At 73.7% G+C, this 26,167-nt stretch carries 31 protein-coding genes, 2 pseudogenes and 1 riboswitch; of the genes and pseudogenes, 17 read left to right on the top strand and 16 right to left on the bottom strand.

What is annotated here, in order from left to right:
* Together ACVCAH_RS24375 and ACVCAH_RS24370 are read left to right on the top strand one after the other, a co-directional pair.
* Positions 1-93: pseudogene (locus tag ACVCAH_RS24375) on the top strand (C39 family peptidase); the annotation flags it as partial.
* A 75-nt stretch (positions 94-168) separates the two neighbouring features.
* A pseudogene (locus ACVCAH_RS24370) lies at positions 169-1,385 on the top strand (IS30 family transposase).
* Positions 1,386-1,449: 64 nt separating this feature from the next.
* On the opposite strand, the gene dusB reads toward ACVCAH_RS24370, so the two are convergent.
* The 7 genes from dusB to ACVCAH_RS24335 form a co-directional block, all read right to left on the bottom strand.
* Positions 1,450-2,622, bottom strand: a complete 1,173-nt coding sequence (gene dusB, locus ACVCAH_RS24365) for a tRNA dihydrouridine synthase DusB (protein ID WP_447138508.1) — start codon at positions 2,620-2,622, stop codon at positions 1,450-1,452.
* A 100-nt stretch (positions 2,623-2,722) separates the two neighbouring features.
* Positions 2,723-3,565: a hypothetical protein gene (locus tag ACVCAH_RS24360; protein WP_447138507.1), complete on the bottom strand. Its 843-nt coding sequence runs from the start codon at positions 3,563-3,565 to the stop codon at positions 2,723-2,725.
* Complete coding sequence (locus ACVCAH_RS24355; RefSeq protein ID WP_447138506.1) at positions 3,558-4,496, bottom strand: hypothetical protein; 939 nt, start codon at positions 4,494-4,496, stop codon at positions 3,558-3,560. Before ACVCAH_RS24355 ends, ACVCAH_RS24360 begins: the two co-directional genes overlap by 8 nt.
* Before the next feature lie 74 nt (positions 4,497-4,570).
* Complete coding sequence (locus ACVCAH_RS24350) at positions 4,571-5,413, bottom strand: hypothetical protein (protein WP_447138505.1); 843 nt, start codon at positions 5,411-5,413, stop codon at positions 4,571-4,573.
* A 192-nt stretch (positions 5,414-5,605) separates the two neighbouring features.
* On the bottom strand, positions 5,606-6,985 hold the full coding sequence (locus ACVCAH_RS24345) for a glycine--tRNA ligase (protein ID WP_447138504.1): 1,380 nt from the start codon (positions 6,983-6,985) through the stop codon (positions 5,606-5,608).
* Positions 6,986-7,098: 113 nt separating this feature from the next.
* Positions 7,099-7,668, bottom strand: a complete 570-nt coding sequence (locus tag ACVCAH_RS24340; RefSeq protein WP_447138503.1) for an Rv0361 family membrane protein — start codon at positions 7,666-7,668, stop codon at positions 7,099-7,101.
* Between the two features lie 24 nt (positions 7,669-7,692).
* Positions 7,693-8,034, bottom strand: a complete 342-nt coding sequence (locus ACVCAH_RS24335) for an antibiotic biosynthesis monooxygenase family protein (RefSeq protein WP_109899743.1) — start codon at positions 8,032-8,034, stop codon at positions 7,693-7,695.
* Positions 8,035-8,061: 27 nt separating this feature from the next.
* Between ACVCAH_RS24335 and ACVCAH_RS24330 the strand changes: the two genes are divergently transcribed.
* Genes ACVCAH_RS24330 through ACVCAH_RS24295 form a run of 8 tightly spaced genes read left to right on the top strand, consistent with a single transcriptional unit; the run spans position 8,062 to position 12,539 of the window.
* A complete protein-coding gene (locus ACVCAH_RS24330) occupies positions 8,062-8,319 on the top strand; it encodes a hypothetical protein (RefSeq protein ID WP_447138502.1) in 258 nt (85 codons plus the stop codon).
* Positions 8,320-8,373: 54 nt separating this feature from the next.
* Positions 8,374-9,333 carry a metal ABC transporter substrate-binding protein gene (locus tag ACVCAH_RS24325; RefSeq protein WP_447138501.1) on the top strand — a complete coding sequence of 320 codons (960 nt, stop codon included), beginning with the start codon at positions 8,374-8,376 and terminating at the stop codon, positions 9,331-9,333.
* The gene (locus ACVCAH_RS24320; protein ID WP_447138500.1) at positions 9,330-10,091 is read left to right on the top strand and encodes a metal ABC transporter ATP-binding protein; all 762 of its coding nucleotides are present in this window, start codon (positions 9,330-9,332) and stop codon (positions 10,089-10,091) included. Before ACVCAH_RS24325 ends, ACVCAH_RS24320 begins: the two co-directional genes overlap by 4 nt.
* Positions 10,092-10,095: 4 nt before the next feature.
* Positions 10,096-10,962 carry a metal ABC transporter permease gene (locus ACVCAH_RS24315; RefSeq protein WP_447138499.1) on the top strand — a complete coding sequence of 289 codons (867 nt, stop codon included), beginning with the start codon at positions 10,096-10,098 and terminating at the stop codon, positions 10,960-10,962.
* Between the two features lie 43 nt (positions 10,963-11,005).
* Positions 11,006-11,305, top strand: coding sequence for an ArsR/SmtB family transcription factor (locus ACVCAH_RS24310; RefSeq protein ID WP_447138498.1), 300 nt, complete (start codon positions 11,006-11,008; stop codon positions 11,303-11,305).
* Positions 11,302-11,697, top strand: coding sequence for a Fur family transcriptional regulator (locus ACVCAH_RS24305; RefSeq protein WP_447138497.1), 396 nt, complete (start codon positions 11,302-11,304; stop codon positions 11,695-11,697). Before ACVCAH_RS24310 ends, ACVCAH_RS24305 begins: the two co-directional genes overlap by 4 nt.
* Positions 11,698-11,756: 59 nt before the next feature.
* Complete coding sequence (locus ACVCAH_RS24300) at positions 11,757-12,362, top strand: hypothetical protein (protein WP_447138496.1); 606 nt, start codon at positions 11,757-11,759, stop codon at positions 12,360-12,362.
* A 9-nt stretch (positions 12,363-12,371) separates the two neighbouring features.
* Positions 12,372-12,539 (top strand): hypothetical protein, encoded by a 168-nt coding sequence (locus ACVCAH_RS24295; RefSeq protein WP_447138495.1) that lies wholly within the window; start codon positions 12,372-12,374, stop codon positions 12,537-12,539.
* Between the two features lie 364 nt (positions 12,540-12,903).
* On the opposite strand, the gene ACVCAH_RS24290 is transcribed toward ACVCAH_RS24295, so the two are convergent.
* From ACVCAH_RS24290 to ACVCAH_RS24275, 4 genes are all read right to left on the bottom strand, one after another.
* Complete coding sequence (locus ACVCAH_RS24290) at positions 12,904-14,925, bottom strand: acyl-CoA dehydrogenase family protein (protein ID WP_447138494.1); 2,022 nt, start codon at positions 14,923-14,925, stop codon at positions 12,904-12,906.
* 115 nt (positions 14,926-15,040) lie between these two features.
* Positions 15,041-15,544, bottom strand: a complete 504-nt coding sequence (locus ACVCAH_RS24285) for a DUF6328 family protein (protein ID WP_447138493.1) — start codon at positions 15,542-15,544, stop codon at positions 15,041-15,043.
* A gap of 114 nt (positions 15,545-15,658) precedes the next feature.
* Positions 15,659-16,408, bottom strand: a complete 750-nt coding sequence (locus ACVCAH_RS24280) for a sugar isomerase domain-containing protein (protein WP_447138518.1) — start codon at positions 16,406-16,408, stop codon at positions 15,659-15,661.
* Between the two features lie 45 nt (positions 16,409-16,453).
* Positions 16,454-17,287 (bottom strand): alpha/beta fold hydrolase, encoded by an 834-nt coding sequence (locus tag ACVCAH_RS24275; protein ID WP_447138492.1) that lies wholly within the window; start codon positions 17,285-17,287, stop codon positions 16,454-16,456.
* A gap of 77 nt (positions 17,288-17,364) precedes the next feature.
* A riboswitch (TPP riboswitch) is annotated at positions 17,365-17,470 on the top strand.
* Between the two features lie 71 nt (positions 17,471-17,541).
* On the opposite strand from ACVCAH_RS24275, the gene ACVCAH_RS24270 reads away from it, so the two are divergent.
* From ACVCAH_RS24270 to ACVCAH_RS24250, 5 genes are all read left to right on the top strand, one after another.
* On the top strand, positions 17,542-18,135 hold the full coding sequence (locus ACVCAH_RS24270; protein ID WP_447138491.1) for an ECF transporter S component: 594 nt from the start codon (positions 17,542-17,544) through the stop codon (positions 18,133-18,135).
* Between the two features lie 112 nt (positions 18,136-18,247).
* Positions 18,248-19,663 (top strand): ABC transporter ATP-binding protein, encoded by a 1,416-nt coding sequence (locus ACVCAH_RS24265; RefSeq protein WP_447138490.1) that lies wholly within the window; start codon positions 18,248-18,250, stop codon positions 19,661-19,663.
* 55 nt (positions 19,664-19,718) lie between these two features.
* Complete coding sequence (locus ACVCAH_RS24260) at positions 19,719-20,519, top strand: energy-coupling factor transporter transmembrane component T family protein (protein WP_447138489.1); 801 nt, start codon at positions 19,719-19,721, stop codon at positions 20,517-20,519.
* Between the two features lie 67 nt (positions 20,520-20,586).
* Complete coding sequence (locus ACVCAH_RS24255; protein ID WP_447138488.1) at positions 20,587-20,712, top strand: hypothetical protein; 126 nt, start codon at positions 20,587-20,589, stop codon at positions 20,710-20,712.
* A 44-nt stretch (positions 20,713-20,756) separates the two neighbouring features.
* Positions 20,757-21,266, top strand: a complete 510-nt coding sequence (locus tag ACVCAH_RS24250; RefSeq protein WP_447138487.1) for a hypothetical protein — start codon at positions 20,757-20,759, stop codon at positions 21,264-21,266.
* 57 nt (positions 21,267-21,323) lie between these two features.
* Here ACVCAH_RS24250 and ACVCAH_RS24245 read toward each other — a convergent pair whose 3' ends face one another.
* Positions 21,324-21,581: a hypothetical protein gene (locus tag ACVCAH_RS24245; protein ID WP_447138486.1), complete on the bottom strand. Its 258-nt coding sequence runs from the start codon at positions 21,579-21,581 to the stop codon at positions 21,324-21,326.
* Positions 21,582-21,894: 313 nt separating this feature from the next.
* Between ACVCAH_RS24245 and ACVCAH_RS24240 the strand changes: the two genes are divergently transcribed.
* Both ACVCAH_RS24240 and gndA read left to right on the top strand, forming a co-directional pair.
* Entirely contained in the window at positions 21,895-22,191 is a 297-nt protein-coding gene (locus ACVCAH_RS24240) for an MTH1187 family thiamine-binding protein (RefSeq protein ID WP_447138485.1), read from the top strand.
* A 155-nt stretch (positions 22,192-22,346) separates the two neighbouring features.
* Positions 22,347-23,792: an NADP-dependent phosphogluconate dehydrogenase gene (gene gndA, locus ACVCAH_RS24235; protein ID WP_447138484.1), complete on the top strand. Its 1,446-nt coding sequence runs from the start codon at positions 22,347-22,349 to the stop codon at positions 23,790-23,792.
* 45 nt (positions 23,793-23,837) lie between these two features.
* Here the strand turns inward: gndA and ACVCAH_RS24230 are convergent, their stop codons facing one another.
* The 4 genes from ACVCAH_RS24230 to ACVCAH_RS24215 form a co-directional block, all read right to left on the bottom strand.
* A complete protein-coding gene (locus ACVCAH_RS24230) occupies positions 23,838-24,671 on the bottom strand; it encodes a pirin family protein (RefSeq protein WP_447138483.1) in 834 nt (277 codons plus the stop codon).
* Entirely contained in the window at positions 24,661-24,888 is a 228-nt protein-coding gene (locus ACVCAH_RS24225) for a thioredoxin reductase (protein ID WP_447138482.1), read from the bottom strand. The genes ACVCAH_RS24230 and ACVCAH_RS24225 overlap by 11 nt, the downstream gene beginning before the upstream one ends.
* 213 nt (positions 24,889-25,101) lie before the next feature.
* Positions 25,102-25,287, bottom strand: coding sequence for a hypothetical protein (locus ACVCAH_RS24220; protein WP_447138481.1), 186 nt, complete (start codon positions 25,285-25,287; stop codon positions 25,102-25,104).
* Positions 25,288-25,358: 71 nt separating this feature from the next.
* A complete protein-coding gene (locus tag ACVCAH_RS24215; RefSeq protein ID WP_447138517.1) occupies positions 25,359-26,159 on the bottom strand; it encodes an isoprenyl transferase in 801 nt (266 codons plus the stop codon).
* Between the last annotated feature and the right edge of the window lie 8 nt (positions 26,160-26,167).

Below are 26,167 nucleotides of genomic sequence, written 5' to 3'. Positions count from 1 at the left end.
GCCGACTCGGCCAACCCGGACACCGCCTCCTACCGGATGAGCGTGGACAACCTGGCCGACTGGATCGCCACCCGCGGTTACGCCACCTCCTGAGGTTGCTGACCGACCGAGCCGAAGGGCCGGCCCCACCCCTGGGTTCTAGGAGTCGTTGCAACACCCCAGCTTGCGATGGACTTCGAGATCCGGGAGGACCGGACGCCGCAGGGACCCAGAAAGTTGTTACGGGAGCGGGAGGCATACTCCCGGCTCGTGCAGCAGGGCTACAGCAACATCGAGGCGTGCCGGATCGTCGGCGTCGACTGCCGGACGGGCCGTAAGTGGCGCAACGGCCGTTCCGGGGAGCGGAACCAGAAGGCGGTACCACCGATGCGTATGGTGGTGCCGCCTTCCGGCCCGTCCCGGTATCTGCGTGAGGACGAGCGGATCCGCATCGCCGACCGGCTGCGGGAGAAGGCCACGGTGCGCGCGATCGCCGCGGAACTGGGCCGCAGCCCGTCCACGATCAGCCGCGAGGTTAGGCGCAACCGGCACCCTGAAAGCGGGATCTACCGCTCTCACGCTGCTCAGGCTCGCGCCGATGCCCGGCGGCCCCGCCCCAAGCCCCGCAAGGTCATCCAGAACCCTGAGCTGCGCGACGCCGTCCAGGCGATGCTGGACGAGAAGTGGAGCCCGGAGCAGATCTGCCACGCTCTACGGCGGAAGTTCCCCCGACCGGCCGGAGATGCACGTGGTCCACGAGACCGTCTACCAGGCGCTCTACGTCCAAGGCCGAGGCCAGCTGCGGCGCGAACTCGCCGGCGCCCTGCGCTCCGGTCGCGCCCGCCGCAGGCCCCAGCGGCAGGCCAATCGTCGCCAGCCCCGCTTCACCACCCCGATGGTCATGATCAGTGAACGCCCGGCTGAGGCCGCGGACCGGGCCGTCCCCGGCCACTGGGAGGGCGACCTGATCATCGGCAAGGACGGGAAGTCCGCGATAGGCACCCTGGTCGAACGCGCAACCCGCTACGTGATGCTGCTGCACCTGCCGGGCGACCACGGGGCCGAAGCCGTACTCGACGCCCTGACATCCACCGTCCAGACCCTGCCCGCCCAGCTGATGCGGTCCCTGACCTGGGACCAGGGCAGCGAGATGTCCCGACACGGCGAGTTCACCCTCGCCACCGACATCCCGGTCTACTTCTGCGATCCGGCCAGCCCCTGGCAACGCGGCTCCAACGAAAACACCAACGGCCTGCTGCGACAGTACTTCCCCAAAGGAACCGACCTGTCCGCCCACAACCCCAACCACCTGGCCGCCGTCGCCGACCAACTCAACCGCCGCCCACGCAAAACGCTCGGCTGGGAAACCCCCAGCCGAGCGCCTGCATAAACTACTCACGGCCTGATCAACACGACCAGTGTTGCGACGACCCCTAGAAACCGCCACCCGGGGGCCGGCCCTTCGTCGTCTCAGCCGCCGGAGTCTTCCAGCTCGGCGCCCTCGGGGACGGTGTCGTCGTCCCGGCTGGCCAGCCAGCCGTCGGGCAGGAAGACCTTGCCCGGCGAGTTGGTCCGGCCACGCGGCTGACCCAGCGTGGCGACCGGGAACGGCTCGGCCGGGTCCAGCTTGCCGAGCAGGTCGTCGAGCTGGGCCAAGCTGTCGATCATCGCCAGCTCGCGGCGCAGCTCGCTGCCGACCGGGAAGCCCTTGAGGTACCAGGCGACGTGCTTGCGGAAGTCGGTGCAGCCGTCCCGCTCGCCCCGCCCCGGCGTACGCGACCCGGCGCTGAACTGCTCGACCAGCAAATCGGCGTGCCGGCGCATGGTCCAGGCCACCTCGCCGAGGGTGGGCAGCCGCCGCTCCGGCCGGCCGTCGAACGCGGCCTCCAGGTCGGCGAAGAGCCACGGCCGGCCGAGGCAGCCGCGGCCGATCACCACCCCGTCCACGCCGGTGTGCGCCACCATCCGCAGCGCGTCGTCGGCCTCCCAGATGTCGCCGTTGCCGAGCACCGGCACGTCGAGCGCCTGCTTGAGGGTGGCGATGGCGTCCCAGTCGGCGGTGCCCGAGTAGCGCTGCGCGGCCGTACGCCCGTGCAGGGCCACCGCGGCCACGCCGGCGTCCTGGGCGGCCAGCCCCGCCTCGACGTACGTCAGGTGGTCGTCGTCGATGCCCTTGCGCATCTTGACCGTGACCGGCACCCCGGCGGGCGACGCGGCGTCCACCGCGGCCCGCACCAGCCGGGCGAAGAGCCGGCGCCGCCAGGGCAGCGCGGCGCCCCCGCCCTTGCGGGTGACCTTCGGGACCGGGCAGCCGAAGTTCAGGTCGATGTGGTCGGCGAGGTCCTTCTCGACCACGATCCGCACTGCGGCGGCGGTGGTCTCCGGATCGGTGCCGTAGAGCTGGAGGCTGCGCGGCCGCTCGCCGGGGCCGAAGGCGATCATCCGCAGCGTCTTGGGGTTCCGCTCCACCAGCGCGACAGTGGTGATCATCTCGCAGACGTAGATGCCGCCGCCCTGCTCCCGGCAGAGCTGACGGAAGCCGACATTGGTGATGCCGGCCATCGGGGCGAGCACCACCGGCGGCCACACCTGGTGCCGCCCGAGGGTGAGCGGGCCGAGGGCGGGAACGGCGGGACTGGTCACGTCCCCAAGAATCCCACGCCGGCCGCGCCGGGCCGGCGGGGGAGGCCGGTCGCCGCCGCGATGGTGAGCGAACTCGCACCGCGGCGGCGACCGCCGCCGGTCAGCCGGCCGGGTTGGCCAGGATCAGCCCGGAGACGTCCACGATCACCGCGGTGGCGCTGGCGGTGTAGATCGTGAACGAGTAGCCCCGGCTGCCGTGCGTGCCGAGCTGCACCTCCACCAGGTTGGAGAGGATCTGGTTCGGCCCCCACCAGTTCAGCGAGGAGGTCGACGGCAGCGCCAGCGAGGAGCTGTACGCGGTCAGGAAGCCGCCCGTGATCGTCCCGGCCACCGTGATGTTGATGTACGCCGCCTGGGCCCGTCCCGGGCCGACGCCGGACAGCCCGCTGATCGACAGCTGGATGGCGGTCTTGGCCATCAGCCGGCCGCCGCTGTCGACGTTGGCCCGCCCACCGGCGATGTACGTGTCGTACTTGGTGGACTTCGGCACCTCGCGGGTGTCCAGGATCCGCTGCGGCTGGATGGCCACCGTCCGGTTCGCCCACCGGGAGGTGTTCACGTAAGCCTTGGTGTTGCCCCGGCCGCCGATGACCAGGTCGCCCGCGTCGGTCACGGCGAGCGACCCGGTGGGCAGCTCGGTCGGGATGCTCGAGTCGCTGGTGGGTTGCAGCACCAGCGGTGCCTTGCCGGCGGGCGCGCGCAGCGCCAGCGCCGGGTTGGCCGAGGAACCACCCGTCAGCAGGGTCTCGCTGCCGCCGGCGGCGGTCGTGCCGCCGAGGATCACGGGGTCGCCCGGGTCCGCGCTCGCCGGGGTGGCCACGACGGCCGCCGCGCCGACCCCGGCGCCCGCGACGACGCCGGCCTTAATGATCCGACGCCGGGTGGTCGACGGGGTCTCGTCGGCGCTCATGCTGCTGCTCTCCTCGGTTCCGTGGTCACGCACCGGTCCGCACCTCCCGGTCGCCGCGCTCGGCCCGGGCCTTCAGCTCGCGCACCCGCACCTGCGGGGTGTCGGATTCCGCGGCCAGCGCCGTCCGGGCCGCCGTCTTGGGGTTGTTGATGACCGCCGAGTCGGGGTGCCAGACCAGCAGCCCGGTCACGTCGAGGATCACCGCGGTGGTCGCCTGCACGTAGATCGCGACCACGTCCGGGTAGTAGTCGCCGTTCACCGTCTCGTACGCGCCGAGCTGGGTGATCACGCCGTTGGAGAGCAGCTGCCCGGCGCTCCACCAGTTGATCGTGGAGGCGTTCGGCCTGTCGCCGTAGCCGAAGACGGTGGCGAAGCCGCCCTTCTCGGTCTTGGCCACGGTGATGTTGCCGAGCATGCCGTCGGCGTACAGCGCGATGCCGTCGAGGTGCACGACCAGGAAGGAGCCGGCGAGCGCGCGACCCTGCGAGTCGATCAAGCCGGCGCCCTCGATCAGCCGGGCCCGGCCGGTGGCGCTGCGGGTGTCCAGGATCCGGGTCGGCGGGATCGGCACCAGCATCGTGGAGTTGGCGGTGGTGTGCACCTCGTGGCGCGGCACCGCGCCGGCACCGTCCGCCTTGCCGGCCACGCCCAGCCCCGCGGTGGTGGAGTAGACGCCACCCGCCTGGGGCGAGGTGACAGCCGTCCGGGCGAGGTGCAGCGGCGCGCCGGTGGCGTTCTTCAGGGCCAGCGTCGCCTGACCGCCGGTCGCGGAGCCGGTCAGGGTGGTGCCGTCGCTGCCGGTGTTCTCCAGCCCGATGACGGCCGGGTCACCAGGGGCGGCCGCGGCCGGCGAGGCGTTGGCCGCGGTCACGGCGGTAGCCGCGACCGCCGCGCCGCCGGTGACGGCGGCCCGCCGCAGCAGGGAGCGCCGCGACGCGGAACGCTCGGGTTCGGACGAAGTCATCTCGTTCCCCCGTTGCAGGATTGGTGGTCGGGTTGGCGGCGGGTCGGGTCCGGCGTCGGTGGCATCCCCGCCACCTACGCCCCACCGCCGAGCAGGACCTGGCTCGGGTGGCCGACCAGCAGGCTGGTCAGGTCGACGATCACGTGGGTCGGCGAGGCGGTCGCCTGGATCGTGATGACGCTGCGGAAGGCACCGCTGACGCCCAGTTCGGTGAAGAGGAAGTTGGACAGGATCGTGCCGGCGGCCGACCAGTTCAACGTCGACGTGGCGGGCCGGGTGCCGGCGCCCCAGACGGTCAGCACGCCGCCGCCGGTCATCCCCGCCACGGTGACGTTGGCCTTGATCGCGTAGCCGTCCCGGACGTAGGAGTCCAGGCTGAGCACGATCGGGTTGCCGGGCGTCAGCCGGCCGGTGGAGTCGAGCGTGTCCGCGCCCGAGACGATCAGGCGGCGCAGGTCCGGGTTGCGGGTGTCGAGCACCCGGGTGGGCGGCACGGCCACCGAGGTGGTGGCCCACTCGGTGGTGAAGGCCCAACCGTTGGTGCCGTTGTCGACGCTGTCAGTGCCCGCCCGGACGAAGAGGTCGCCCATGTCGTCGACGGCGAGGGTGCCCACCTCGGAGTCGAGCACCTGCGGGTAGAGGCTCTCGCCGGGCACCAGGCGCAGCGGCGCGCCGTTGCTGTGCTGGAGCTTCAGCGCCTCGACCGGCTGGCCGGCGACGAGCGTCGTGGTGGCCGGGCTGGCGTCGTTGGCCGCGCCGGCGATGAGGTTGTCGCCCGGAGCGGCCTGGGCCGCACCCGGCACGGCGACCGCGGCGGCGACGCTCGCGCCGGCCGTGGTGGCGGCGACCGTGGCCGCCCGGCGCAGCAGCCGCCGGCGGTTCGGGTCGTGGTCGTGGTCCTGCGACGCGCGCGTCATACACACACCCCCGTGACGAGAATCAACGCCGGGAATGCTCGCACGAGATCATCGCCTGCTCAACCACCGGGTCGCCCCCGGCCGTGGCCGGTCAACCCATTGGTCCGCATCGCCCGGAAATGCCGACCGACCGGTCGGCGAAGCCGGACGGCCCCGCCCCGGATCGGGACGGGGCCGTCGGACGGGTCGTGGTCAGCAGCCGGGCAGGCGCTCGATCAGGTAGCGCTCGACCTGGTCCAGCGGGATCCGCTCCTGGGCCATGGTGTCCCGGTTCCGCACGGTCACCGCGTTGTCGTCGAGGGTGTCGAAGTCGACGGTCACGCAGAACGGGGTGCCGATCTCGTCCTGCCGGCGGTAGCGGCGGCCGATCGCCTGCGAGTCGTCGAACTCCACCACCCAGCGCTTGCGCAGCGTGGCGGCCAGGTCCTTCGCCTTGGGCGAGAGGGCCTCGTTGCGGGACAGCGGCAGCACCGCCACCTTGACCGGGGCCAGCCGCGGGTCGAACCGCATCACGGTGCGCTTGTCCACGCCGCCCTTGGTGTTCGGCGCCTCGTCCTCGTCGTACGCCTCCAGCAGGAACGCCAGCACCGCCCGGGTGAGGCCGGCGGCCGGCTCGATGACGTACGGCACCCAGCGCTCCTGCTTCGTCTGGTCGAAGTAGGACAGGTCGACGCCGGAGTGCTTGCTGTGCGTGGAGAGGTCGAAGTCGGTGCGGTTGGCGATGCCCTCCAGCTCGGCGAACTCCGTGCCGCCGAACTGGAAGCGGTACTCGATGTCCACCGTCCGCTTCGAGTAGTGGGAGAGCTTCTCCTTGGGGTGCTCGTAGAAGCGCAGGTTCTCCTCCGACAGGCCGAGGTCGAGATACCAGTTCCAGCGCTCGGCGAGCCAGTACTCGTGCCACTGCTCGTCGGTGCCCGGCTCGACGAAGAACTCCATCTCCATCTGCTCGAACTCGCGGGTGCGGAAGATGAAGTTGCCCGGGGTGATCTCGTTGCGGAACGACTTGCCGGTCTGCGCGATGCCGAACGGCGGCTTCTTGCGGGCCACCGTCTCGACGTTCTTGTAGTTGACGAAGATGCCCTGGGCGGTCTCCGGGCGCAGGTAGTGCAGCCCCTCGTCGCTCTCCACCGGGCCCAGGAAGGTCTTCATCAGACCGTTGAACATCTTCGGCTCGGTGAACGTGCCCTTGTTGCCGCAGTTGGGGCAGTTCAGCTCGGCCAGCGAAGCCAGCGGCTTGCCGTGCTTCTCGGCGTACGCCTCCTCGAGGTGGTCGGCCCGGTAGCGCTTGTGGCAGAACTGGCACTCGGTCAGCGGGTCGACGAACGCGTCCAGGTGACCGGACGCGGCCCAGACGTCGCGGGCCAGGATCACCGCGGAGTCCAGGCCGACCACGTCGTCGCGCTGCTGGACCATGGTCTTCCACCACTGCCGGCGGACGTTCTCCTTGAGCTCGACGCCGAGCGGACCGTAGTCCCACGCCGACCGGGTGCCCCCGTAGATCTCGCTGGAGGGAAAGACGAAGCCCCGGCGCTTGGCGAGGCTGACGACGGCGTCGATACGGTCGGCTGGCATGTTTCCTCCTACGCCGGCTGGCGGTCGGCGGGGACGTGATGTGGACGGAACGAACAGTTCGGGACAACGGTACGGCCAGCAGGGTCCCGAGCCCAGCAGAATACCGGGGCGGGTCAGTTGACCCCGCACACCTCCAGGCCGCCGGTCTGCCGGTCCTGCCCGAGGACCACCTGCTGGCGCTCCTGCCGGCCGCCGGTGAACGTCACGTCGACCGGCACGGTCAGGTTGCTCGGGTCGACCTCGCCGACCCGGTACGCGGCGACCTGCGGCTCGGCGGCCACCCGCCGCTCGAACTCCCGCCGCGACTCGCGCCGCTGGGCGTCGTCGCAGAGCTGGTCGTAGGCCTGGCCGTACTTCCGCTCGACCAGCGCCTGGTAGTAGTCGGTGGAGACGGTGCGGCCCTGCTCCTCGACCGCCTGCACGCCACTCACCGCCAGCCCCACCACGGCCGCGCCGCCACCGCCGCAGCAGATCAGCACCGCCAGCGCCCCGGCGCCGAGGCCGAGCCAGAGCCGGGTGCGCCGGCCCTCGGTCGGCGGCGCCGCGAACGGCGGGGCCACCCCGGGGCCGGGCGGCGGCACGGGGGCGCCGTGCTCCGCCGGGGGTACCGCGGGCGGCTGGGCGCCCTCCTGGCCGGGCAGCGAGGGGTACGGCGAGGCGGCTGCCGGTCCGGAGGCGGTCATAGGAGCAGGGTAGTGCCCACCGGCTCAGCGGTAAGGACCAGCGGCCCGATCGCTCGCCGCGACCACCACCTCGCCGCCGGGCGCGGCGGTGGCCAGCGCCTCGTACGCGGACGGCTCGTCGAGGCTCTCGGCGAGCAGCGGGACGGCGGTGACCTTGACGTCGAAGCCGCCGAGCGCCCGCCGGTAGGTGCCCACCGACTCCCACTCGGTGACCAGGCACCAGTGCCGCGGGTCGTCCAGCGCCCGGACCAACTGGCCGCGCAGGTAGCCGGGACGCGCGGCGAGCGCCGCGAGGGCCGCGTGCGCCCGCTCGGTGAACGCCTCCGCGACATCGACCTCGACCACGAACCGGTTGGTCACCAGCACCGGCCACCTCCTCGTAGAGTCTGTGGGATGCAGCGTACGCAGAGCTCCCTGCCGGGCCGGCTGGCCCGGGCGAACCCGACCGCGGTGTTCCTGGTCACCCTGGTGCTGGTGCTGGTCGCCTTCTTCACCCCGGGCGTGCCGGGCGGGCTGCTCACCCTGCTGCTGGCCGCGGCGGTGGCCGCGCTGCTGGTCACCACCTGGCCGGTGCAGACGCCGCAGACCCGGGTGATCCGGCTGCTGGCGCTCACCCTGCTGGTCACCGCGGGTCTGGTGAAGCTGCTCTGACATGCAAGCATGCGTTTTTGACAATCATTATCGTTGGCGCGGACAGTTGATGTCATGAACTTCCGCACCGCTCCGCGCGCCCTGGCCGCGGCCACCGCCGCCCTGCTCGCCCTCGGTGGCCTGGCCGCCTGCTCCGACGACGGCACGGCCGGCGCCGACCCGCAGCGGGTCGACGTGGTGGCCGCCTTCTATCCGCTGCAGTTCGTCGCCGAGCGGGTAGGCGGGGACGCGGTCTCCGTCACCAACCTGGTCAAACCGGGCACCGAGCCGCACGACCTGGAACTCAACCCCGGCCAGGTCGGCGAGGTGGCCGGTGCCGAGCTGGTCGTCTACCTGAAGGGCTTCCAGCCGGCGGTCGACGAGGCCGTCGAGCAGAACGCCGCGGACCGCGCCTTCGACGTCGCCACCGTGCAGCCGCTGCTCGACGCCGCCGCCGGCGGTCACGACCACGAACACGAGGGCGAGGAGGCCGGGCACGCCGAGGAGGAGTCCGGCGGCAAGGACCCGCACCTCTGGCTCGACCCGACCCGGCTCGCCACGGTGGGCGACCAGCTCGCCGCACGGCTGGGCAAGGCCGACCCCGAGCGGGCCGCGGACTACACCGCCCGCGCCGCGACGCTTCGTACCGACCTGGAGAAGCTGGACGCCGAGTACACCCAGGGCCTGAAGACCTGCCAGCGCCGGGAGATCGTGGTCAGCCACACCGCCTTCGGCTACCTCGCCGAGCGCTACCAGCTGGAGCAGATCGGCCTCACCGGGCTGAGCCCGGAGACCGAGCCCTCCCCCCAGCGGCTGGCCGAGGTGGCCGAGGAGGCCCGTTCCCACAAGGCCACGACGATCTTCTTCGAGACGCTGGTCAGCCCGAAGGTGGCCGAGACCATCGCCGCCGAGGTCGGCGCGAGGACCGCGGTGCTGGACCCGCTGGAAGGCCTGTCGGCCGAGAACGGCGGGGACTACCTTTCGGTGATGCGCACCAACCTGCAGACCCTCCGGACGGCGTTGAGCTGCTCGTGACCGCACCTGTCATCTCCGTCACGCACGGGGTGGTCGGCTACGACGGCCGCCCCGTGCTGCGGGACGTCTCGCTGACCGTGACCGCCGGCGAGGTGGTCGCCGTGCTCGGCGCCAACGGCTCCGGCAAGTCCACGCTGATCCGCGCCGCGCTTGGGCTGGTCCCGCTCAGCGCCGGGTCGGTCACCCTCTTCGGCACCCCGCTGCGCCGCTTCCGGCAGTGGCGGCGGATCGGGTACGTCCCGCAGCGCCTCGGCGCCGGCGGCGGCGTACCGGCCACGGTGCGCGAGGTGGTGGCCTCCGGCCGGCTGGCCCGGCGCGGCGTGCTGCGCCCGCCCGGCGCGGCCGACCGGGCCGCCGTCGACGCGGCCCTGGCCGCGGTCGGGCTCGCCGACCGGGCCAGGGACCCGGTCGCCACCCTCTCCGGCGGGCAGCAGCAGCGCACCCTCATCGCCCGGGCGCTGGCCGGCGGGCCGGAACTGCTGGTGCTCGACGAGCCCACCGCCGGGGTGGACGCGGCGAGCCAGGAGGCCTTCGCCAAGGCGCTGCACGACTTCGTCGCCGGCGGCGGGACGGTGCTGCTGGTGGCGCACGAGCTCGGGCCGCTGCGGCCGTTGATCAGCCGCGCGGTCGTCGTGCACGAGGGCGGCATCTGCCACGACGGGGCGGTGCCCGAACCGGCCGGCCACCACGCCGAGCCCGACCACGACCACGTGCACCCGCACGGTCCCGACGAGCCCGCCGGGCTCTGGAGCAGCTGACCCGATGGAACTCTTCCAGTACCCCTACATGCAGCGGGCCCTGATCGGCGCGCTGGTCATCGGCCTGGCCGCCCCGGCGCTCGGCATCTACCTGGTGCAGCGCCGGCTGGCCCTGATCGGCGACGGGGTCGGGCACGTGGCGCTGACCGGCGTCGGCGCCGGCCTGCTGCTCAACCGCTCCCCGGTGCTCGTCGCGGTGGTCGTGGCGACCCTCGGCGCGATCACCATCGAGCTGGTGCGCGCCCGCGGCCGCACCTCCGGCGACCTGGCCCTGGCGCTGCTCTTCTACGGCGGCATCGCCGGCGGCGTGATGCTGGTCGGTCTCTCCGACAGCACCAGCGCCAACCTCAACGCCTACCTCTTCGGGTCGCTGACCACCATCTCCCCCGCCGACCTGACCACCATCGCCGTGCTGGGCGCGGCGATCCTGGTCACCATGCTGGCGCTGCGCCCGGCGCTCTTCGCGGTCAGCCACGACGAGGAGTACGCCCGGGTCTCCGGCCTGCCGGTGCGGGCGCTCAACCTGCTGATCGCGGTCGCCACCGCGGTCACCGTGACGATCGCCATGCGGGCGGTCGGGGTGCTGCTGATCAGCGCGCTGATGGTGGTGCCGGTGGCCACGGCGCAGCAGGTCACCCGGGGCTTCCGCAGCACGATGACGGCGGCGATGGCGCTCGGCCTGTTCGCCGCCGGCGCGGGCGTCTGGGTGGCCGCCACCGCCGACACCGCCCCCGGCGCCTCGGTGGTGCTGCTGGCGATCGCGTCCTTCGCCGTGGTCGCCGTGGTGGGCGCGGCCTGGCGCGCGCTCCGCCGCCGGCGCATGCCGGCCGCCGCGCCGGCTCCCGAGCCGCACGAGGTGGTGCTCCACTGAGCCTGCTCAGCGCCGTGTCGGCGGGATTGGTTACCGTTATCCGGTGAGCAGCGGTTCGGGTTACGACGCCTACGAGGGCGCGAGCGAGCTGCTGCGCGCCCTGTCGGCGCCGATCCGGCTGGCCATCGTCAGCGAGCTCGGCGGGGGCGAGCGCTGCGTGCACGAGCTGGTCGAGAAGCTCGGCGTCGCCCAGCCGCTGGTCTCCCAGCACCTGCGGGTGCTGCGCGGCGCGGGCGTGGTGCGCGGCTCCCGGCGCGGGCGCGAGATCGCGTACACGCTGGTCGACGAGCACGTCGCGCACATCGTGGCCGACGCGGTCAGTCACGCCGGGGAGGGGTCATGAGCAGCAGCGCCGCGGTTCGCAACACCCGCCAACGCTCCGCCGTGAGCGCCCTGCTGGCCGAGGTCGAGGGCTTCCACAGCGCGCAGGACCTGCACGCCATGCTGCGCGCGCGCGGCGAGCGGGTCGGCCTGACCACGGTCTACCGGACGCTTCAGGGGCTGGCCGACGCGGGCGAGATCGACGTGATGCGCCCGCCCGGCGGCGAGCACCTCTACCGCCGGTGCAGCGAGGGGCACCACCACCACCTGGTCTGCCGGGCCTGCGGCCGGACGGTGGAGGTGGCCGGCCCGGCGGTGGAGACCTGGGCCGAGCGGGTGGCCGCCCAGCACGGCTACGCCGACGTCAGCCACACTCTGGAAATCTTCGGCACCTGCCCGGCCTGCGCCGGCTGACCACCGAGGGGCCGCGCCGCGGGGTGCCACCGGGGGCCGGGCGTGGCACGCTGTCCGGCGTGAAGATCTACGCTGATCGCTTCCCCGTCGCCGTCCGACAGCTGATCACCGACCTGCTCGTCGTCGCCTGGGTGTACGCCGCCGTGCGCGGCGCGCTCTGGCTGCACGACCTGGTGCAGAAGCTCGCCGTACCCGGGCAGAAGCTGGAGGGGGCCGGCGGCGGACTGGCCGACAACCTGGCCGAGGCCGGCGGCAAGGTCGGCCGGGTGCCGTTGGTCGGCGACGAGCTGACCGCGCCGTTCGAGCGGGCCGCCAATGCCGCCCGGTCGCTGGCCGAGGCCGGCCGGGACCAGCAGGAGCTGGTCGACCAGCTGGCCCTGGCCCTCGCCGTCGCCGTGCTGGTCTTCCCGCTCGGCCTGGTGCTCTTCGGCTGGCTGCCGCTGCGGGTGCGTTGGATGCGCCGCGCCGGGTCAGCCGCGAAGCTGGCCGCCGCTCCCGCCGGCCGGGACCTGCTGGCCCTGCGCGCGCTGGCCACCCAGCCGCTGGGCCGGCTGACCCGGATCGCGCCCGACGTGGCCGAGGCGTGGCGGCGCGGCGACGACGACACGGTCGACGCGCTGGCCGCACTGGAGCTGCGCCAACTCGGCCTGCGGGGCGGCCGCTAAGGTCGTCGGGTGTTCTACTTCCTGGTCGTCATCGCCGTCCTGCTGCTCGGCTACGCCGCCGTCCTGGTCAACTTCGTCCGCCAGGGCCGCAAGATCCCGCCCGCGGCGTACCTCGGGCTGGCCGTGCTCAACGGGCTGATCCTGGCGGCGATCCTGGCCTGGGCGATCGCCCGCTGAGCCGGTCGCCGGTCGCCGGTCGCCGGTCGCCGGTCGCCGGTCGCCGGTCGCCGGTCGCCGGTCGCCGGTCGCCGGTCGCCGAGGGCATCATCACAACCAGCTTGATACCTCAGAGTCATCAATATGACTCTGAGGTATCAAGCTCAACACTCCTCTGCCCCCGGGACCGGCGACACGCCAGAGGCGGCCACCGGCCACCCGCCACCCAACGCGACGCTGCGAGTGCGGCGGTGATCCGGTTGGTCAGTGTGGTGCCGGAGACCGACCGGGCACACCCGTGCCGGTCGGGATGGCGCACTGGACGCGGGGCGCGCGGTGTCGGGTGCCGAGCGTCATCGCGGCGGGACACGGCGGCGGGCGGGCGTCATCGCGGCGGCGGGACGCGGCGGCGGACGTCTGCCGCGGTGGCCGGGCCGGGTGACCAGCGGGCCACCCACGGCAGGTCGTCGGCCGGGGTGATCACGCCGGACTCCAGGTCGGCGTAGCGGCCGTCGAGGATCCGCTTCGCCGCGGCGACGTCGACCGAGTCGGTGTTGTCCCAGAGCGCGGTGAAGAGCGCGTCGACCCGGACCCGGGCCTGCCGGCAGAACAGGTCGGCCAGTTCGACGTTCTCCGGCCGGTTGTCCCGCTCCGCGTAAGCGCGCACGCAGACCGCGGACATCGCGAACAGCTCGGCGCCGATGTCCACCACCCGGCCGAGGAACGCCTGCTTGCGTTCCATCCGGCCCTGCCAGCGGGACATCGCGTAGAACGTCGAGCGGGCCAGCTTGCGGGAGTAGCGCTCCACCTGCCGCAGGTGCCGGGCGAGCGGCCCGAACTCGGCGTACGCCCCGGGGCTCTGGCCCTTGCCGACGGCGAGGGTGGGCAGCCACTTCGCGTAGAAGGCGCCGGCCCGGGCACCCGCCCGCGCCTTCCGGCCGAGCCCGGCGTCGGGGTCGATGATGTCGCCGGCGACAGAGAGGTGCGCGTCAACCGCCTCCCGGGCGATCAGCAGGTGCATGATCTCGGTGGAGCCCTCGAAGATCCGGTTGATCCGCAGGTCGCGCAGCAGCTGCTCGACGGCGGCCGGGCGCTCGCCCCGGGCGGCCAGCGACTCGGCCGTCTCGTAGCCACGGCCGCCCCGGATCTGGATCAGCTCGTCGGCGATCCGCCAGGCCATCTCGCTGGCGTAGAGCTTGACCAGCGCCGCCTCGATCCGGATGTCGTTGCGGTCGTCGTCGGCGAGCAGGCAGCACAGGTCGAGCATGGTCTCCATGCCGTACGTGGTGGCGGCGATGAAGGCGACCTTCTGGGCGACCGCCTCGTGCTCGCCGACCGGCCGGCCCCACTGCACCCGCTCGGCGGCCCAGCCCCGGGCCACGTGCAGCGCCCACTTGCCGGCGCCGACGCACATCGCCGGTAGCGACAGCCGCCCGGTGTTCAGCGTGCTCAGGGCGATCTTCAGCCCCTTGCCCTCGCCGCCGATCACGTTCTCCTTCGGCACGAAGACGTCGTGGAACCGGGTGACGCTGTTCTCCAGGCCGCGCAGGCCGAGGAAGGCGTTGCGCCGTTCGATGGTGATGCCCTCGGCGTCGCCCTCGACCACGAAGGCGGTGATGCCGCCCCGCCGCCCCTCGGCGGCCGGCACCCGGGCCATCACCACGAGCAGGGTGGCGACCGTGCCGTTGGTGGCCCAGAGCTTGACGCCGTTGAGCCGGTAGCCGGTGCCGTCCTCGGTCGGCTCGGCGGTGGTGGCCAGCCGGGCCGGGTCGGAGCCGACGTCCGGCTCGGTGAGCAGGAACGCGGAGACCTCGCCGGCGGCGAGCCGGGGCAGGAAGCGCTGCTTCTGCTCGGCGGTGCCGAACATCTTCAGCGGCTGCGGCACCCCGATGGACTGGTGCGCCGAGAGCAGTGCCCCGATCGCCGGGCTGACCGAGCCGGCCAGCATCAGCGCCCGGCAGTAGTGCAGGTTGCTCAGACCCAGCCCGCCGTACGACCGGTCGATCTTCATTCCGAACGCGCCCAGCCGGGCCATCCCGTGGAACACCTCGTCCGGAATGGACGCGTCGCGCTCGATCGCCGCGCCGTCCACGTCGACGGTGAGGAATTCGCGGAACCGGCCGAGGAAATCGTCGGCGCGCGCGTCGTCCGCCGGATCCGACCGGGGCCAGGGGTTGATCAGGTCGAGCCGGAACCGGCCGAGGAAGAGTTCCTTGCCGAAGCTGGGCCGGTCCCAGGAGGACTCGCGGGCGGCCTCGGCGACCTGGCGGGCCTCCTTTTCGGAGACCTGCCCCGCCTCGGTCGGCAACGGCCCGGTGGTGCCGGCCGGAGTCCCGCCCTCGGCGGGGGTGGGCTGGTCGGGGCCGGCGCCGTCCGGCGCGGGTCGGCTGTTCTGCGTCGTGGTCACGGTTGCCCCCTCGAACCTCGGTCCGGCTGCGTCAACGTGCGTGACACAAGCCACGCTACCCCCGGGTGTTACCCAGGGGTAGCGTTCCGTAAAGATCGAGTTCTCTCGACGCCGTTCAGTCGCCGGAGACGGTCCGCGGGGCGTCGTCCTCGTCGTCGATGTCGTCCTCGCCCCAGTTGCGCCGGGCGAACGGCAGGAGCACCCAGAAGGTGAGGAACCAGAGCCCGGTGACGGCGCTGAGCACCAGCGCGATGCTCCGGTCCAGCACGAAGTCGGTGATCAGCAGGACCGCGCTGACCATCGAGATCAGCATGAAGGCGAGGCCCGCGCTGGCCATCCGGTGCGCGAACCGGACCAGTTCCGGCTTGCGCCCCTGCCGGAACAGCGCCCGGTGGAAGGCCACCGGAGAGATGATCATCGCGGTCGCGGCCGCCGCCGCCAGCAACGAGACGATGTAGACGTCCTTCTGGAACCCGCTGGTGCTGCCGAACCCGTTGCTGAACGGCAGGGTGAGCAGGAAGGCGAAGAGGATCTGCACACCGGTCTGGGCGACCCGCAACTCCTGGAGCAGGTCGGCGAAGTTGCGCTGCCAGCGCTGCTTCTCGGTTTCCTTCGACACGCGCTACCTCCGCTGAGACGGTACTGCCGGCGGACTCCCGCCCGCCGGCAGCAACGCTGATGCCCCGACGCACCTGTCGCGAAACCGGCTCACGACCGGTCGCGGCGCCGCGGCTCAGGCGCCGCGACGGATCCGGCCGGCGTAGCGGGCCTCCAGCGTGTGGTTGTGCTCGTCGCCCCCGGCGATGTTGGCCGACAGGTAGACCGGGGGCGTCTCCCCCGCCGCCAGCAGCCGGGCCACCACCTCGACCGTGATCTGCTGGGCCAGCAGCGCCGCGGTGATCGAGGAGACCGCGCCGACCGCGCCGCCGCCCGGCAGCGGCAGGGTGGCGTCGCCGTACGGGGCGCCGTTGTCGAGCACCACGTCGGCGAAGTCGGCGAGCTTTCGGCCGGACGGGTGGCGCGAGGTCATCCGGGCGGAGTGCTGCGCCGAGGTGATCGCCACCAGGGCGTGCCCCTTCTCCTTGACCAGGGACGCGAACTCCACCATCGCGCCGTTCACCCCGGAGTTGGAGGCCAGCACGAAAACGTCCCCGGGGCGAACCGGGGCCAGGTCGTAGAGCCGGTGCGCAACCGACGGATCCCGCTCCAGGGTCGGCCCGAGCAGGCCGACCGGCTCACCGCCGAGCAGCACCAGGTCGCGCAGCGCGATCCGGTTGGTCGGCACCAGCCCGCCGGCCCGGCCGGCGATCTCCATCGCCAGCGCCTCCGAGTGGCCGGTGCCGAAGGCGTGCACCACGCCGTCCGCGCGCACCGCATCGGCAATCAGGTCGGCCGCCCGACCGACCGCCTCGCGCTGGCTGGCGGCGACCCGACCCACCGTCTCGGTCACCACGGCCAGGTACTCGTCGGCGCTCACCGTCATGTCTCCTCCGTCCATCCGTGCCTCCACCCTCGGCGTCCGGCGCCGTCAGGCCAGTCCGCGTACCCGGGCCAGGATCGCCTCGGCCAGCGGCGCGGGCGCCTCGTCCGGGATCCAGTGGCTCACCCCGGGCAGTTCCACGAAGCGGTAGTCCCCGGTCACCTGCGCGGCGCACGCCTCGGCGGCGGTGCGGCCGATCGCCACGTCCCGGTCGCTCCAGACGAAGGTGGTCGGCACGGTCACCGGGCCGGTCCCGGCCAGCCCCGCCCGCGAGGGCATCGCCCGGTACCAGTTCAGCGCGGCGGTCAGCGCGCCCGGCCGGCGCATCGGCTCCGCGTACCCGGCCACCCGGGCGGCGTCGCCGACCCCACCGAGCAGCCGGCGCAGCGCGGCGGCGTCCAGGCCCAGCAGCACCGTCTCCGCCTTGCCCGGCTGCCGGAAGAGCACGATGTACGCCGAGCGCACCTTCTGCTGCGGGTCGTTGGCCAGCGCGTACGCCATGGCGGCCGGGTGCGGCACGGAGACCGCGGTCAGCGTGCGCACCCGCTCCGGATGCCGGACCGCCAACTCCCAGCCGACCAGCGCGCCCCAGTCGTGGCCGACCACGTGCGCGGCGGGCAGCCCGAGGGCGTCCAGCAGGGCCACCGCGTCGGCGACGAGTTCCGCCATCCGGTACGCCTCGACCTCCGCCGGCCGCGCGCCGGGCGAGTAGCCGCGCTGGTCCGGCGCGTACGTGCGCAGCCCCGCGGCGTGCAGCGCCGGGACCACGTCGTCCCACTCCCCGCCGTGCTGCGGGAAGCCGTGCAGCAGGAGCACGGGTTCGCCGCCCTCCGGGCCGCCGACGCGTACCTCGAACTCCAGCCCTCGGGCGTCGATGCGCATGATCGGCAGCCTACCCAGCCGGCGCGGGCCGCTCGTCCCGGCGGCGCCATCGGTGCTAGCGTCTGCCGGGACAACTTCACATCCGACAGGGGAGCGCACAGCGCTGAGAGTGCGGGCACCTTCCGCAGACCCTCGAACCTGATCTGGGTAATGCCAGCGCAGGGAGTTCGGTCGACCTCCAGCCGCGCCGCCGTCCGGGACACCGGGCGCGGCGTGCGTCTTCTCCTGGTTCGCGGTCAGGACTGGGAGCACACATGAACCACACCCCCGCCACCAGCCGGTGGCGCACCATCGACATCGTCGTCGCCGCCGTGATCGCGGTTGCCTTCGGCGTCATCTTCTGGGCCTGGGGCCTGCTCTGGCGCGCCGTCGACCCGGCCTTCACGTTCTTCCCGGCCGGCCAGGCAGTCATGTACGGCGTCTGGCTGGTGCCGGCGGTGCTCGGTGGCCTGGTCATCCGCAAGCCCGGCGCGGCGCTGTTCTGCGAGGCGGTCGCCGCGACGATCTCCGCGCTGCTCGGCTCGGAGTGGGGCGGCATCACCATCGTCCAGGGCCTGATCCAGGGCCTCGGCGCCGAGCTGGCCTTCGCCGCCTTCCGCTACCGCTCGTTCCGGCTGCCGACCGCGCTGCTCGCCGGCGCGCTGACCGGCCTCGGCGCGGCGCTGTTCGACTTCTTCGTCTGGAACGTCGACTACGCGCTGGGCAGCTACCGGATCCCGTACGCGCTGCTGACCGTGGTCAGCGCCACGATCATCGCCGGCGCCGGCGGGTGGTACCTGACCCGCGCGCTGGCCGGCACCGGCGCCCTGGACCGCTTCCCCGCCGCCCGCGACCGCACCCTGGTCTGACCTCCGTGCCCCGCCCCCGCCCCACCTCGTTGATCATGACGTTGTTGTCGACCGCGCCGGCGTGTCGCGCCGACAACTTCATGGTCAACGCCGGGTCACCGGGGGTGGTGGCGTGAGTGCGGTGCAGGTGCGGGGGTTCGGGTGGCGGCACGCCGGGCGGCGGGCGTGGGCGGTGCGCGAGCTCGACCTGCGGGTGGAGAGCGGCGAGCGGGTGCTGCTGCTCGGGCCCTCCGGGGCCGGCAAGAGCACCCTGCTCGCCGCGCTGGCCGGGCTGCTGCCCGAGGATTCCGGCGAGCAGGAGGGCACCGTCGAGATCGACGGGCTCGACCCACGCAAGGGCCGGGAGCAGGTCGGCATCGTCTTCCAGGACCCGGAGTCCCAACTGGTGATGGCCCGCTGCGGCGACGACGTCGCGTTCGGGCTGGAGAACCGCGGGGTGCCCGCCGGGGAGATCTGGCCCCGGGTGGACGAGGCGCTGGGCCGGGTCGGCTTCCCGTACCACCGGGACCGGCCCACCGCCGCGCTCTCCGGCGGTGAGCAGCAGCGGCTCGCCCTGGCCGGGGTGCTCGCCCTGCGCCCCGGGCTGCTGCTGCTCGACGAGCCGACCGCCAACCTCGACCCGGCCGGCGCCGCGCTGGTCCGCGCCGCGGTCGCCGGGGCGTTGGACGCCGACACCACGCTGATCCTGGTCGAACACCGGGTCGCCGAGGCGCTGCCGCTGGTCGACCGGGTGGTGGTGCTGGCACCCGGGGGCGGCGTCCGCGCCGACGGCACCCCGGAGGCGGTGTTCGGCGCGCACGGCGACGCGCTCGCCGCCGAGGGTGTCTGGGTGCCGGGCCGTCCGGTGCCGCCGCGGCGGGCCACCACCCCGGCCGGCGACGTGCTGCTCACCGCCGACCGGCTCGGCCTGCCGCCCCGGCTGGCCCCCACCGACCTGGCGGTACGCGCCGGCGAGGCGCTCGCCGTGCTCGGCCCGAACGGGGCCGGCAAGTCCACCCTGGCCTTGCTGCTCGGCGGGCTGCTCCGCCCCGGCGCCGGCACGGTGACCGCGACCCCGGCGCTGGCCGGCGCGGACGCCCGCACTCCCCCGCACCGGTGGCGCGCCCCGGCGCTGGCCCGCCGGATCGGCTCGGTCTTCCAGGATCCCGAGCACCAGTTCGTCACCGGCACGGTCTTCGACGAGCTGGCGCTGGGCCCGCGCCGCACCGGCGCGCCCGAGCCGGCGGTACGCGCCACCGTGGACGCGCTGCTGTCCCGGCTCCGGCTGGAGAAGCTGGCCGGCGCCAACCCGTACACCCTCTCCGGCGGCGAGGCGCGGCGGCTGAGCGTGGCGACCGCGCTGGCCACCGCGCCCCGCCTGCTGATCTGCGACGAGCCCACCTTCGGCCAGGACCGGCGGACCTGGCTGGAGCTGGTGGACCTCTTCGCCGAACTGCGCGACGCCGGGCACGGCCTGGTCACGGTGACCCACGACGCGGAGTTCGTGGCCGCGCTGGCCGACCGGACGCTCCTGCTGGACCGCCCGTGACCGGCACACCCCCCGTCGCCGCACCGGTCGGCCGGCCCGGCGCCCCGGACCGCCCGTGATCACGCTCGAGCCGGTCGCCGCACCGGACGCCCCGCTGGCCCGGCGCAACCCGGTCGCCAAGCTCGCCGCGGCGCTGGTCTTCTCGTTCATCATGATCGCCACCCTGGACCCGGTGGCCCCGGCGATCGCCGTCGCGGCCGAACTGGCGGTGCTGCCGCTGTTCGGGGTCCGCTACCGGGTGCTCGCCCGGCGGGCCTGGCCGCTGCTGCTCGGCGCGGTCGGCATCCTGGTCACCCTGGTGCTCTTCGCCGCCGAGCGGTCCGGCCGGGTGCTGGTCGAGGCCGGTCCAGCGGTGGTCACCTCCGGGGTGCTGCTCACCGCGCTGGGCCTGGTGCTGCGGATGTTCGCGGTGGCGCTGCCCGGCGTGATCGTCTTCGCCACCACCGACCCGACCGACCTGGCCGACGCGCTGATCCAGAACGCGAAGGCACCGGCCCGCTTCGCCATCGGGGCGCTGGCCGCGTTCCGGCTGGTGCCGCTGCTCGGCCAGGAGTGGCAGATGATCACCCTGGCGCGGCGAGCGCGCGGGGTGGACGCCGGCCGGAACCCGCTGGCGAAGCTGCGGCTCTTCGTCTCGACCGCGTTCGCGCTGCTGGTCGGGGCGATCCGGCACGGCACCCGACTGGCGGTGGCGATGGACGCCCGGGGCTTCGACGCGGGCACGCCCCGGACGGTCGCCCGGCGGCAGCACTTCGGCCCCGCCGACGCCCTGCTGGTCGCCGGAGCAGCCGCCCTGGCCGCCGCGGCCCTGACGGTCAGCGTCCTCCTCGGCACCTTCCGCCCGCTGATCGGCTGACCACCCGGTCGAACGGCCGGCCACCGGGCCACGCCGATTAACACAGTTCAGCTATTCCTTCGGCCGGGTGGACGAGCCGTTCTACCTGCGGATCCGGGGTACCGACGGCAAGCGCGGCCAGCCCGGCCTGATGGGCGCGGCGGTCGACCCGTCCGGCCCGGCGCTGGACGTCGCCGGAGCGGCCGACCCGTGAGAGGACCTCTGGTTCTACGCCAACCCGATCTGGGTGCTGCCGCAGTGATCCTCGGCCTCAGCCTGGGTCATCGGACGGTCCGGGAGGCAGAGCACTGGCTCGCCGGTCACGTCGCGCCACTCGGCCTGCCGGACCTGGTCGCGTGCACCCACCTGGTCGCCACGCCGTACCCGCACGTGGCGCTCACCGTGGCGGCGGCCCCGGACCGGCTGGCCGGTCTCCCCGACAGCCCGCCCGGGTTGCGGGCGGCGGCGCGACGGGCGGCGGGCGAGCACGCCGCCCGCCGGTCGGGCCGGGCGGTGCACTACCCGGGCTCGGACCGGATGGTCGGCACGCTCACCGTCGCCGACCTGCTCGCGGCGAGCGCGATCGAGCGGGTCGTGGTGCTCGGGGGCGGTGCGCCGCCCGGGCCGGAGACGCCGCTGCACACCCGCGACTTCGTCCGGCCACAGTGGCGTGCCGGTGAGTTGGTGCTGGTGGCCACGCCGCGCAGCGCGGGGGGCGTCGCCCCGTTCGAGGTGCCGGACCCGACGCCCTGCTGCGCCGACCACTGAGGAACGCGGGTGCGGCCGCCGCCACGACGGCGACCGCACCCGCCTCCGCCGGACCGGTCAGCTGCGCCGGAAGGCGTACCGGCGGGCCTGACCGGCCCGCTGGCTGCCCCGCCCGGCGGCGGACCGGCCCCGGGCGACCGACGGGCCGGCAGTCGGTGCGGCCGGCCGAGGCGCCGCCGCGGCCGTGGGGTCGACCGGCAGCGGTGGCACGGCCGGTACGACCGTCACCTGGTCGAGGTCGGCCGGCGTCAGGTCCGCGACAGTTGCCGTGGGCTGAGGTGTACGCGACTTCTTCGGGTTGCGCCTGGCGGGCATCCGGGCCTCCTTGTCTGCGGACCGGCCGGTGCGGTGCGGCGACCGGGTCGGTCACCGCGTCCGCTGGCCGGACCGGTCGTCTGCTGAGGACCGCGCTGACGAGACAGCCGCGGTCGGACGGTATGGGACTGGTCCCGGGATCGGCCACGGCAAGCACCGCCGCGCAGCGGCAGGTGGGATGCGGACGCCCGGGAGCACACGGCCCGCGCACATGGGCGGGGGCCGGCTCGGAGGTGGGGCGTCACTTGCGCATGACCACACCCTAGCCGCCCACCCGGACCCGCGCAGCCGAATTACTGGCACCATCGACGGCATGCTGATCGCGTTCTCCGTCACTCCGCTCGGCGTCGGCGAGTCCGTGGGCGACCTGGTCGCCGAGGCGGTCCGGGTGGTCCGGGAGTCCGGCCTGCCCAACCGCACCGACGCCATGTTCACCACCGTCGAGGGCGAGTGGGACGAGGTGATGGCGGTGGTGAAGCGGGCGGTCGACACGGTCGCCGCGCGGGCGCCCCGGGTCAGCGTGGTGCTCAAGGCCGACCTCCGCCCCGGCGTGACCGACGCGCTCACCAGCAAGGTCGCCCACGTCGAGGCGCGCCTCGCCGAAGGCTGACTGCGAGGCGCGCCGCGGCGCCGCGGCGACCTGCGCGCCCCGTCGGGCGCACGCCGCGACGTCGTGGTCACCCGCTGTCGATGTCCGGCCCGCCGGTCGTCCGCGCCGCGATACGGTCGCAACGGCAGGTGTCGACGGCGGAAGGTGGCGGACGGATGGCCGAACAGGCGACGGCGCAGATCGGGGTGACCGGGCTGGCGGTGATGGGCCGGAACCTGGCCCGCAACCTGGCCCGCAACGGCTTCACCGTGGCGGTGCACAACCGCTCGCCGGAGCGCACCCGCAGCCTGGTCGCGGAGCACGGCGACGAGGGGACGTTCGTGCCGGCCGAGTCGATGGCCGACTTCGTGGCCGCGCTGGAACGCCCCCGCGCGGTGATCGTCATGGTCAAGGCGGGCGGCCCCACCGACGCGGTGATCGACGAGTTGGTCCCGCTGTTGGACGCGGGCGACATCGTGGTCGACTGCGGCAACGCGCACTTCGCCGACACCCGGCGTCGGGAGGAGGCGCTGCGCGGCCACGGGCTGCACTTCGTCGGCACCGGCGTCTCCGGCGGCGAGGAGGGCGCGCTGCTGGGGCCGAGCATCATGCCCGGCGGCTCCGCCGAGTCCTACCGCAAGCTCGGGCCGATCTTCGAGAAGATCGCGGCCCAGGTGGACGGGGTCCCGTGCTGCCGGCACATCGGCCCGGACGGCGCCGGGCACTTCGTCAAGATGGTGCACAACGGCATCGAGTACGCCGACATGCAGCTCATCGCCGAGGCGTACGACCTGCTCCGGGCCGGGCTGGGCGCCGAGCCGGCGGAACTCGCGCAGATCTTCCGCGACTGGAACTCCGGCGAGCTGGAGTCCTTCCTCATCGAGATCACCGCCGACGTGCTGGGGCACCGGGACGCGGCCACCGGGCGGGCGTTCGTCGACGTCGTGCTCGACCGGGCCGAGCAGAAGGGCACCGGCCGCTGGACCGTGCAGAGCGCGCTCGACCTGGGCATCCCGATCACCGGCATCGCCGAGGCGACCTTCGCCCGGTCGCTGTCCGGCCACGCCGACCAGCGGGCGGTGGCCCGCCGGGCGTTCCCGGACGCCGGTGAGAAGAAGTGGCAGGTCACCGACCGGGACGCGTTCGTCGAGGACGTCCGGCGGGCGCTGCTGGCCAGCAAGATCGTCGCGTACGCGCAGGGCTTCGACCAGATCCGCGCCGGCAGCCGGGAGTACGACTGGGGCATCGACCTCGGTGGCACGGCGACCATCTGGCGGGGCGGCTGCATCATCCGGGCCCGCTTCCTGGACCGCATCCGGCAGGCGTACGACGAGCAGCCGGAGCTGCCCACGCTGCTGGTCGCGCCCTGGTTCGCGGACACCGTCAACGACGGCGTGCCGAGCTGGCGGCGGGTGGTGGCCGAGGCGGCCCGGGCCGGGGTGCCGGCGCCCGCGTTCGCGTCCTCGCTGGCGTACTTCGACGCGCTGCGGGCCGAGCGGCTGCCGGCCGCGCTGATCCAGGGGCTGCGGGACAACTTCGGCGCGCACACCTACCACCGGGTGGACCGCGAGGGCACCTTCCACACCCTCTGGGCCGGCGACCGCTCCGAAGTGGAGGCTTGACCCGCCCCGTCCCGTCCCGCCCCACGCGGGGCGGGGCGGGGGTCGTCAGGCGAGGGTGGCGTGCATTTCCCAGACCAGGATCTCGGCGGGCTCGGTGGCGGTCAGGCGCTGCCCGCCGGTGCCGGTGAGGCGGGCGGCGTCGCCGGTGCCGAGCAGGCCGCTGCCCTCCAGGGTCGCCGCGCCGACCGGCACGTAGAGGTGCACGAAGGGCGCGTCCGGCAGGGTCACCTCGTCGCCCGGGGTGAGCCGGGCGGCGTGCAGGGTGGCGTACCGGTTGCGGATCCGGATCGCCGACGCCCCGTCGTACCGGTCCATCCCGGACGCCACCGGCACCAGGCCACCGCGGAGCACCTGGTCGTCGATCTCCAACTGCTCGTAGCCGGGCTCGACGCCCTCGGTGTCGGGCAGCACCCACATCTGCACGAAGTGGACCGGGTCGGTGTGCGGGTCCCGGCCGTCGAGCCGCCAGGCGTCGTTCTTCTCCGAGTGCAGGATGCCGGTGCCGGCGCTCATCCGCTGGGCCAGCCCGGGGTAGATCACCCCGGAGTGCCCGGTCGAGTCCTGGTGCACCAGCGACCCGCGCAGCACCCAGGTGACGATCTCCATGTCCTGGTGCGGGTGGGTCTCGAACCCGGCGCCCGGGCGCACCACGTCGTCGTTGTTGACCAGCAGCAGGCCGTGGTGGGTGTTGGCCGGGTCGTAGTGCCGGGAGAACGAGAACGAGTGCTTCGAGTCGAGCCAGGAGATCCGGGTGGCGAAGCGGTCGTCGGCCCGGCGGACGTCCACCGCCGGCGCGGCCCCGGTCACCGGGTCACCGGCCTGCCGCCCGGTGCCGGCGGCGCACCGGCGGGCCCGCTGTCGGGCGCGGTCACCAGGCACGCTGCCCGGTGTCGGTGGGCGCGGGCGCCCAGGTCAGGGCCGGTTCGCCGGTGGCCAGCTCGGCGATCTCGCCGGAGCGCAGCCGGGGCGCGTGGCCGAGTTCGGCGCAGTGCTGCTCGGCGATCTCGGCGCAGATCTCGGCCACCTGGTCGCAGATCGGGTCACCGAGGTCGGCGGCGTTCAGCGCCATGATCATTTTGAACCGGAGATCCCGCATCCCCACCCCCCGAGGCTCGACGCGGTCCGGGGCATGCCCCTGCCCCCACGTCCGATCCTAGGCACCCTCGCCCCCGCCCACCCCGAAACCCCGAACCCCGACCCGATCAGTCGATCATGCGGGTGTGGTGGGTGGTCCGTCCGGTGGACGGCTCTCACGGTGCACCACCACCGCGTGACCGCCGACGGGTCGGGGCGGCGCTGGCCGACGGGGTCAGAAGAAGCGGCGACGCTTGGTCTTCTGCGGGCGGAGCAGGTCGGCGCCCTTGGTGAGCAGGCGGGTGACCCCGGACGGGCCACGGCGGGCCTCCAGCGTGTGGCTGATCCGGCGCACGCCGGCCGCCGCCAGCGGCACCGCGATCGCCATCAGCGCCCACTGGGCAATGCGCTTCTGGATCATGTGGGTTCACCTCCGTCAGTGGCTGCTGACCGGATTGATACCCAGCGTGACGGTCGGGTAAGCCTGCGGCCTCAGCTCGGCGGGGCGACCGGGTTGGGTAGCGCGCCGCCGAAGCGCCGGTCCCGCTGCGCGTACAGCTCGCAGGCGTACCAGAGGTGGCGGCGGTCGAAGTCCGGCCAGAGCGTGTCCAGGAAGACCAGTTCGGCGTACGCGGTCTGCCAGAGCAGGTAGTTGGAGATCCGCTGCTCGCCGGAGGGGCGGAGGAAGAGGTCCACCTCGGGGACCTCCGGGTGGTAGAGGTACTTCGCCACCGTCTTCTCGGTGACCTTCGCCGGGTCGAGCCGGCCCGCGGCCGCGTCCCGGGCGATCGCCGCGGCGGCGTCGGCGATCTCGGCCTGCCCGCCGTAGTTGACGCAGAACTGCAGGGTCAGCGTGGAGTTGCCGCGGGACATCTCCTCGGCGGTCTGCAGCTCCGAGATCACGCTCTTCCACAGCCGCCCGGCCCGGCCGGACCAGACCACCCGGACGCCGAGGTCGACCAGCTGGTCGCGGCGGCGGCGGATGACGTCCCGGTTGAAGCCCATGAGGAAGCGGACCTCATCCGGCGAGCGCCGCCAGTTCTCCGTCGAGAAGGCGTACGCCGACAGGTAGGGGATGCCCAGCTCGATGGCGCCCTCGATGGTGTCGAAGAGGGAGAACTCCCCCGCCTCGTGGCCCTTGGTGCGGGGCAGCCCGCGCTCCTTGGCCCACCGGCCGTTGCCGTCCATCACCACGGCGACGTGCCGGGGCAGCGCCTCCCGGGGCAGCGCCGGCGGCCGGGCGCCCGAGGGGTGCGGTGTCGGCGGCACCGGCTCGCGCCGGCCGCCCCTCATCGATCGGA

The sequence above is a fragment of the Micromonospora sp. LZ34 genome (assembly GCF_052981855.1).
The sequence above is the reverse complement of the archived record's forward strand: the minus strand, read 5'-3'. Positions and strand labels throughout refer to the sequence as shown.

Excerpts from the sequence above, each read along its gene's own strand:
- ACVCAH_RS24225 (WP_447138482.1), bottom strand. The coding sequence starts at position 24,888 with ATGCGGGATCTCCGGTTCAAAATGATCATGGCGCTGAACGCCGCCGAC.
- ACVCAH_RS24245 (WP_447138486.1), bottom strand. The coding sequence starts at position 21,581 with ATGCCCGCCAGGCGCAACCCGAAGAAGTCGCGTACACCTCAGCCCACG.
- ACVCAH_RS24350 (WP_447138505.1), bottom strand. The coding sequence starts at position 5,413 with ATGACGCGCGCGTCGCAGGACCACGACCACGACCCGAACCGCCGGCGG.
- ACVCAH_RS24325 (WP_447138501.1), top strand. The coding sequence starts at position 8,374 with ATGAACTTCCGCACCGCTCCGCGCGCCCTGGCCGCGGCCACCGCCGCC.
- ACVCAH_RS24345 (WP_447138504.1), bottom strand. The coding sequence starts at position 6,985 with ATGCCAGCCGACCGTATCGACGCCGTCGTCAGCCTCGCCAAGCGCCGG.
- ACVCAH_RS24275 (WP_447138492.1), bottom strand. The coding sequence starts at position 17,287 with ATGCGCATCGACGCCCGAGGGCTGGAGTTCGAGGTACGCGTCGGCGGC.
- ACVCAH_RS24280 (WP_447138518.1), bottom strand. The coding sequence starts at position 16,408 with ATGACGGTGAGCGCCGACGAGTACCTGGCCGTGGTGACCGAGACGGTG.
- ACVCAH_RS24355 (WP_447138506.1), bottom strand. The coding sequence starts at position 4,496 with ATGACTTCGTCCGAACCCGAGCGTTCCGCGTCGCGGCGCTCCCTGCTG.
- ACVCAH_RS24315 (WP_447138499.1), top strand. The coding sequence starts at position 10,096 with ATGGAACTCTTCCAGTACCCCTACATGCAGCGGGCCCTGATCGGCGCG.
- ACVCAH_RS24305 (WP_447138497.1), top strand. The coding sequence starts at position 11,302 with ATGAGCAGCAGCGCCGCGGTTCGCAACACCCGCCAACGCTCCGCCGTG.
- ACVCAH_RS24270 (WP_447138491.1), top strand. The coding sequence starts at position 17,542 with ATGAACCACACCCCCGCCACCAGCCGGTGGCGCACCATCGACATCGTC.
- ACVCAH_RS24330 (WP_447138502.1), top strand. The coding sequence starts at position 8,062 with ATGCAGCGTACGCAGAGCTCCCTGCCGGGCCGGCTGGCCCGGGCGAAC.
- ACVCAH_RS24240 (WP_447138485.1), top strand. The coding sequence starts at position 21,895 with ATGCTGATCGCGTTCTCCGTCACTCCGCTCGGCGTCGGCGAGTCCGTG.
- ACVCAH_RS24215 (WP_447138517.1), bottom strand. The coding sequence starts at position 26,159 with ATGAGGGGCGGCCGGCGCGAGCCGGTGCCGCCGACACCGCACCCCTCG.
- ACVCAH_RS24220 (WP_447138481.1), bottom strand. The coding sequence starts at position 25,287 with ATGATCCAGAAGCGCATTGCCCAGTGGGCGCTGATGGCGATCGCGGTG.
- ACVCAH_RS24340 (WP_447138503.1), bottom strand. The coding sequence starts at position 7,668 with ATGACCGCCTCCGGACCGGCAGCCGCCTCGCCGTACCCCTCGCTGCCC.
- gndA (WP_447138484.1), top strand. The coding sequence starts at position 22,347 with ATGGCCGAACAGGCGACGGCGCAGATCGGGGTGACCGGGCTGGCGGTG.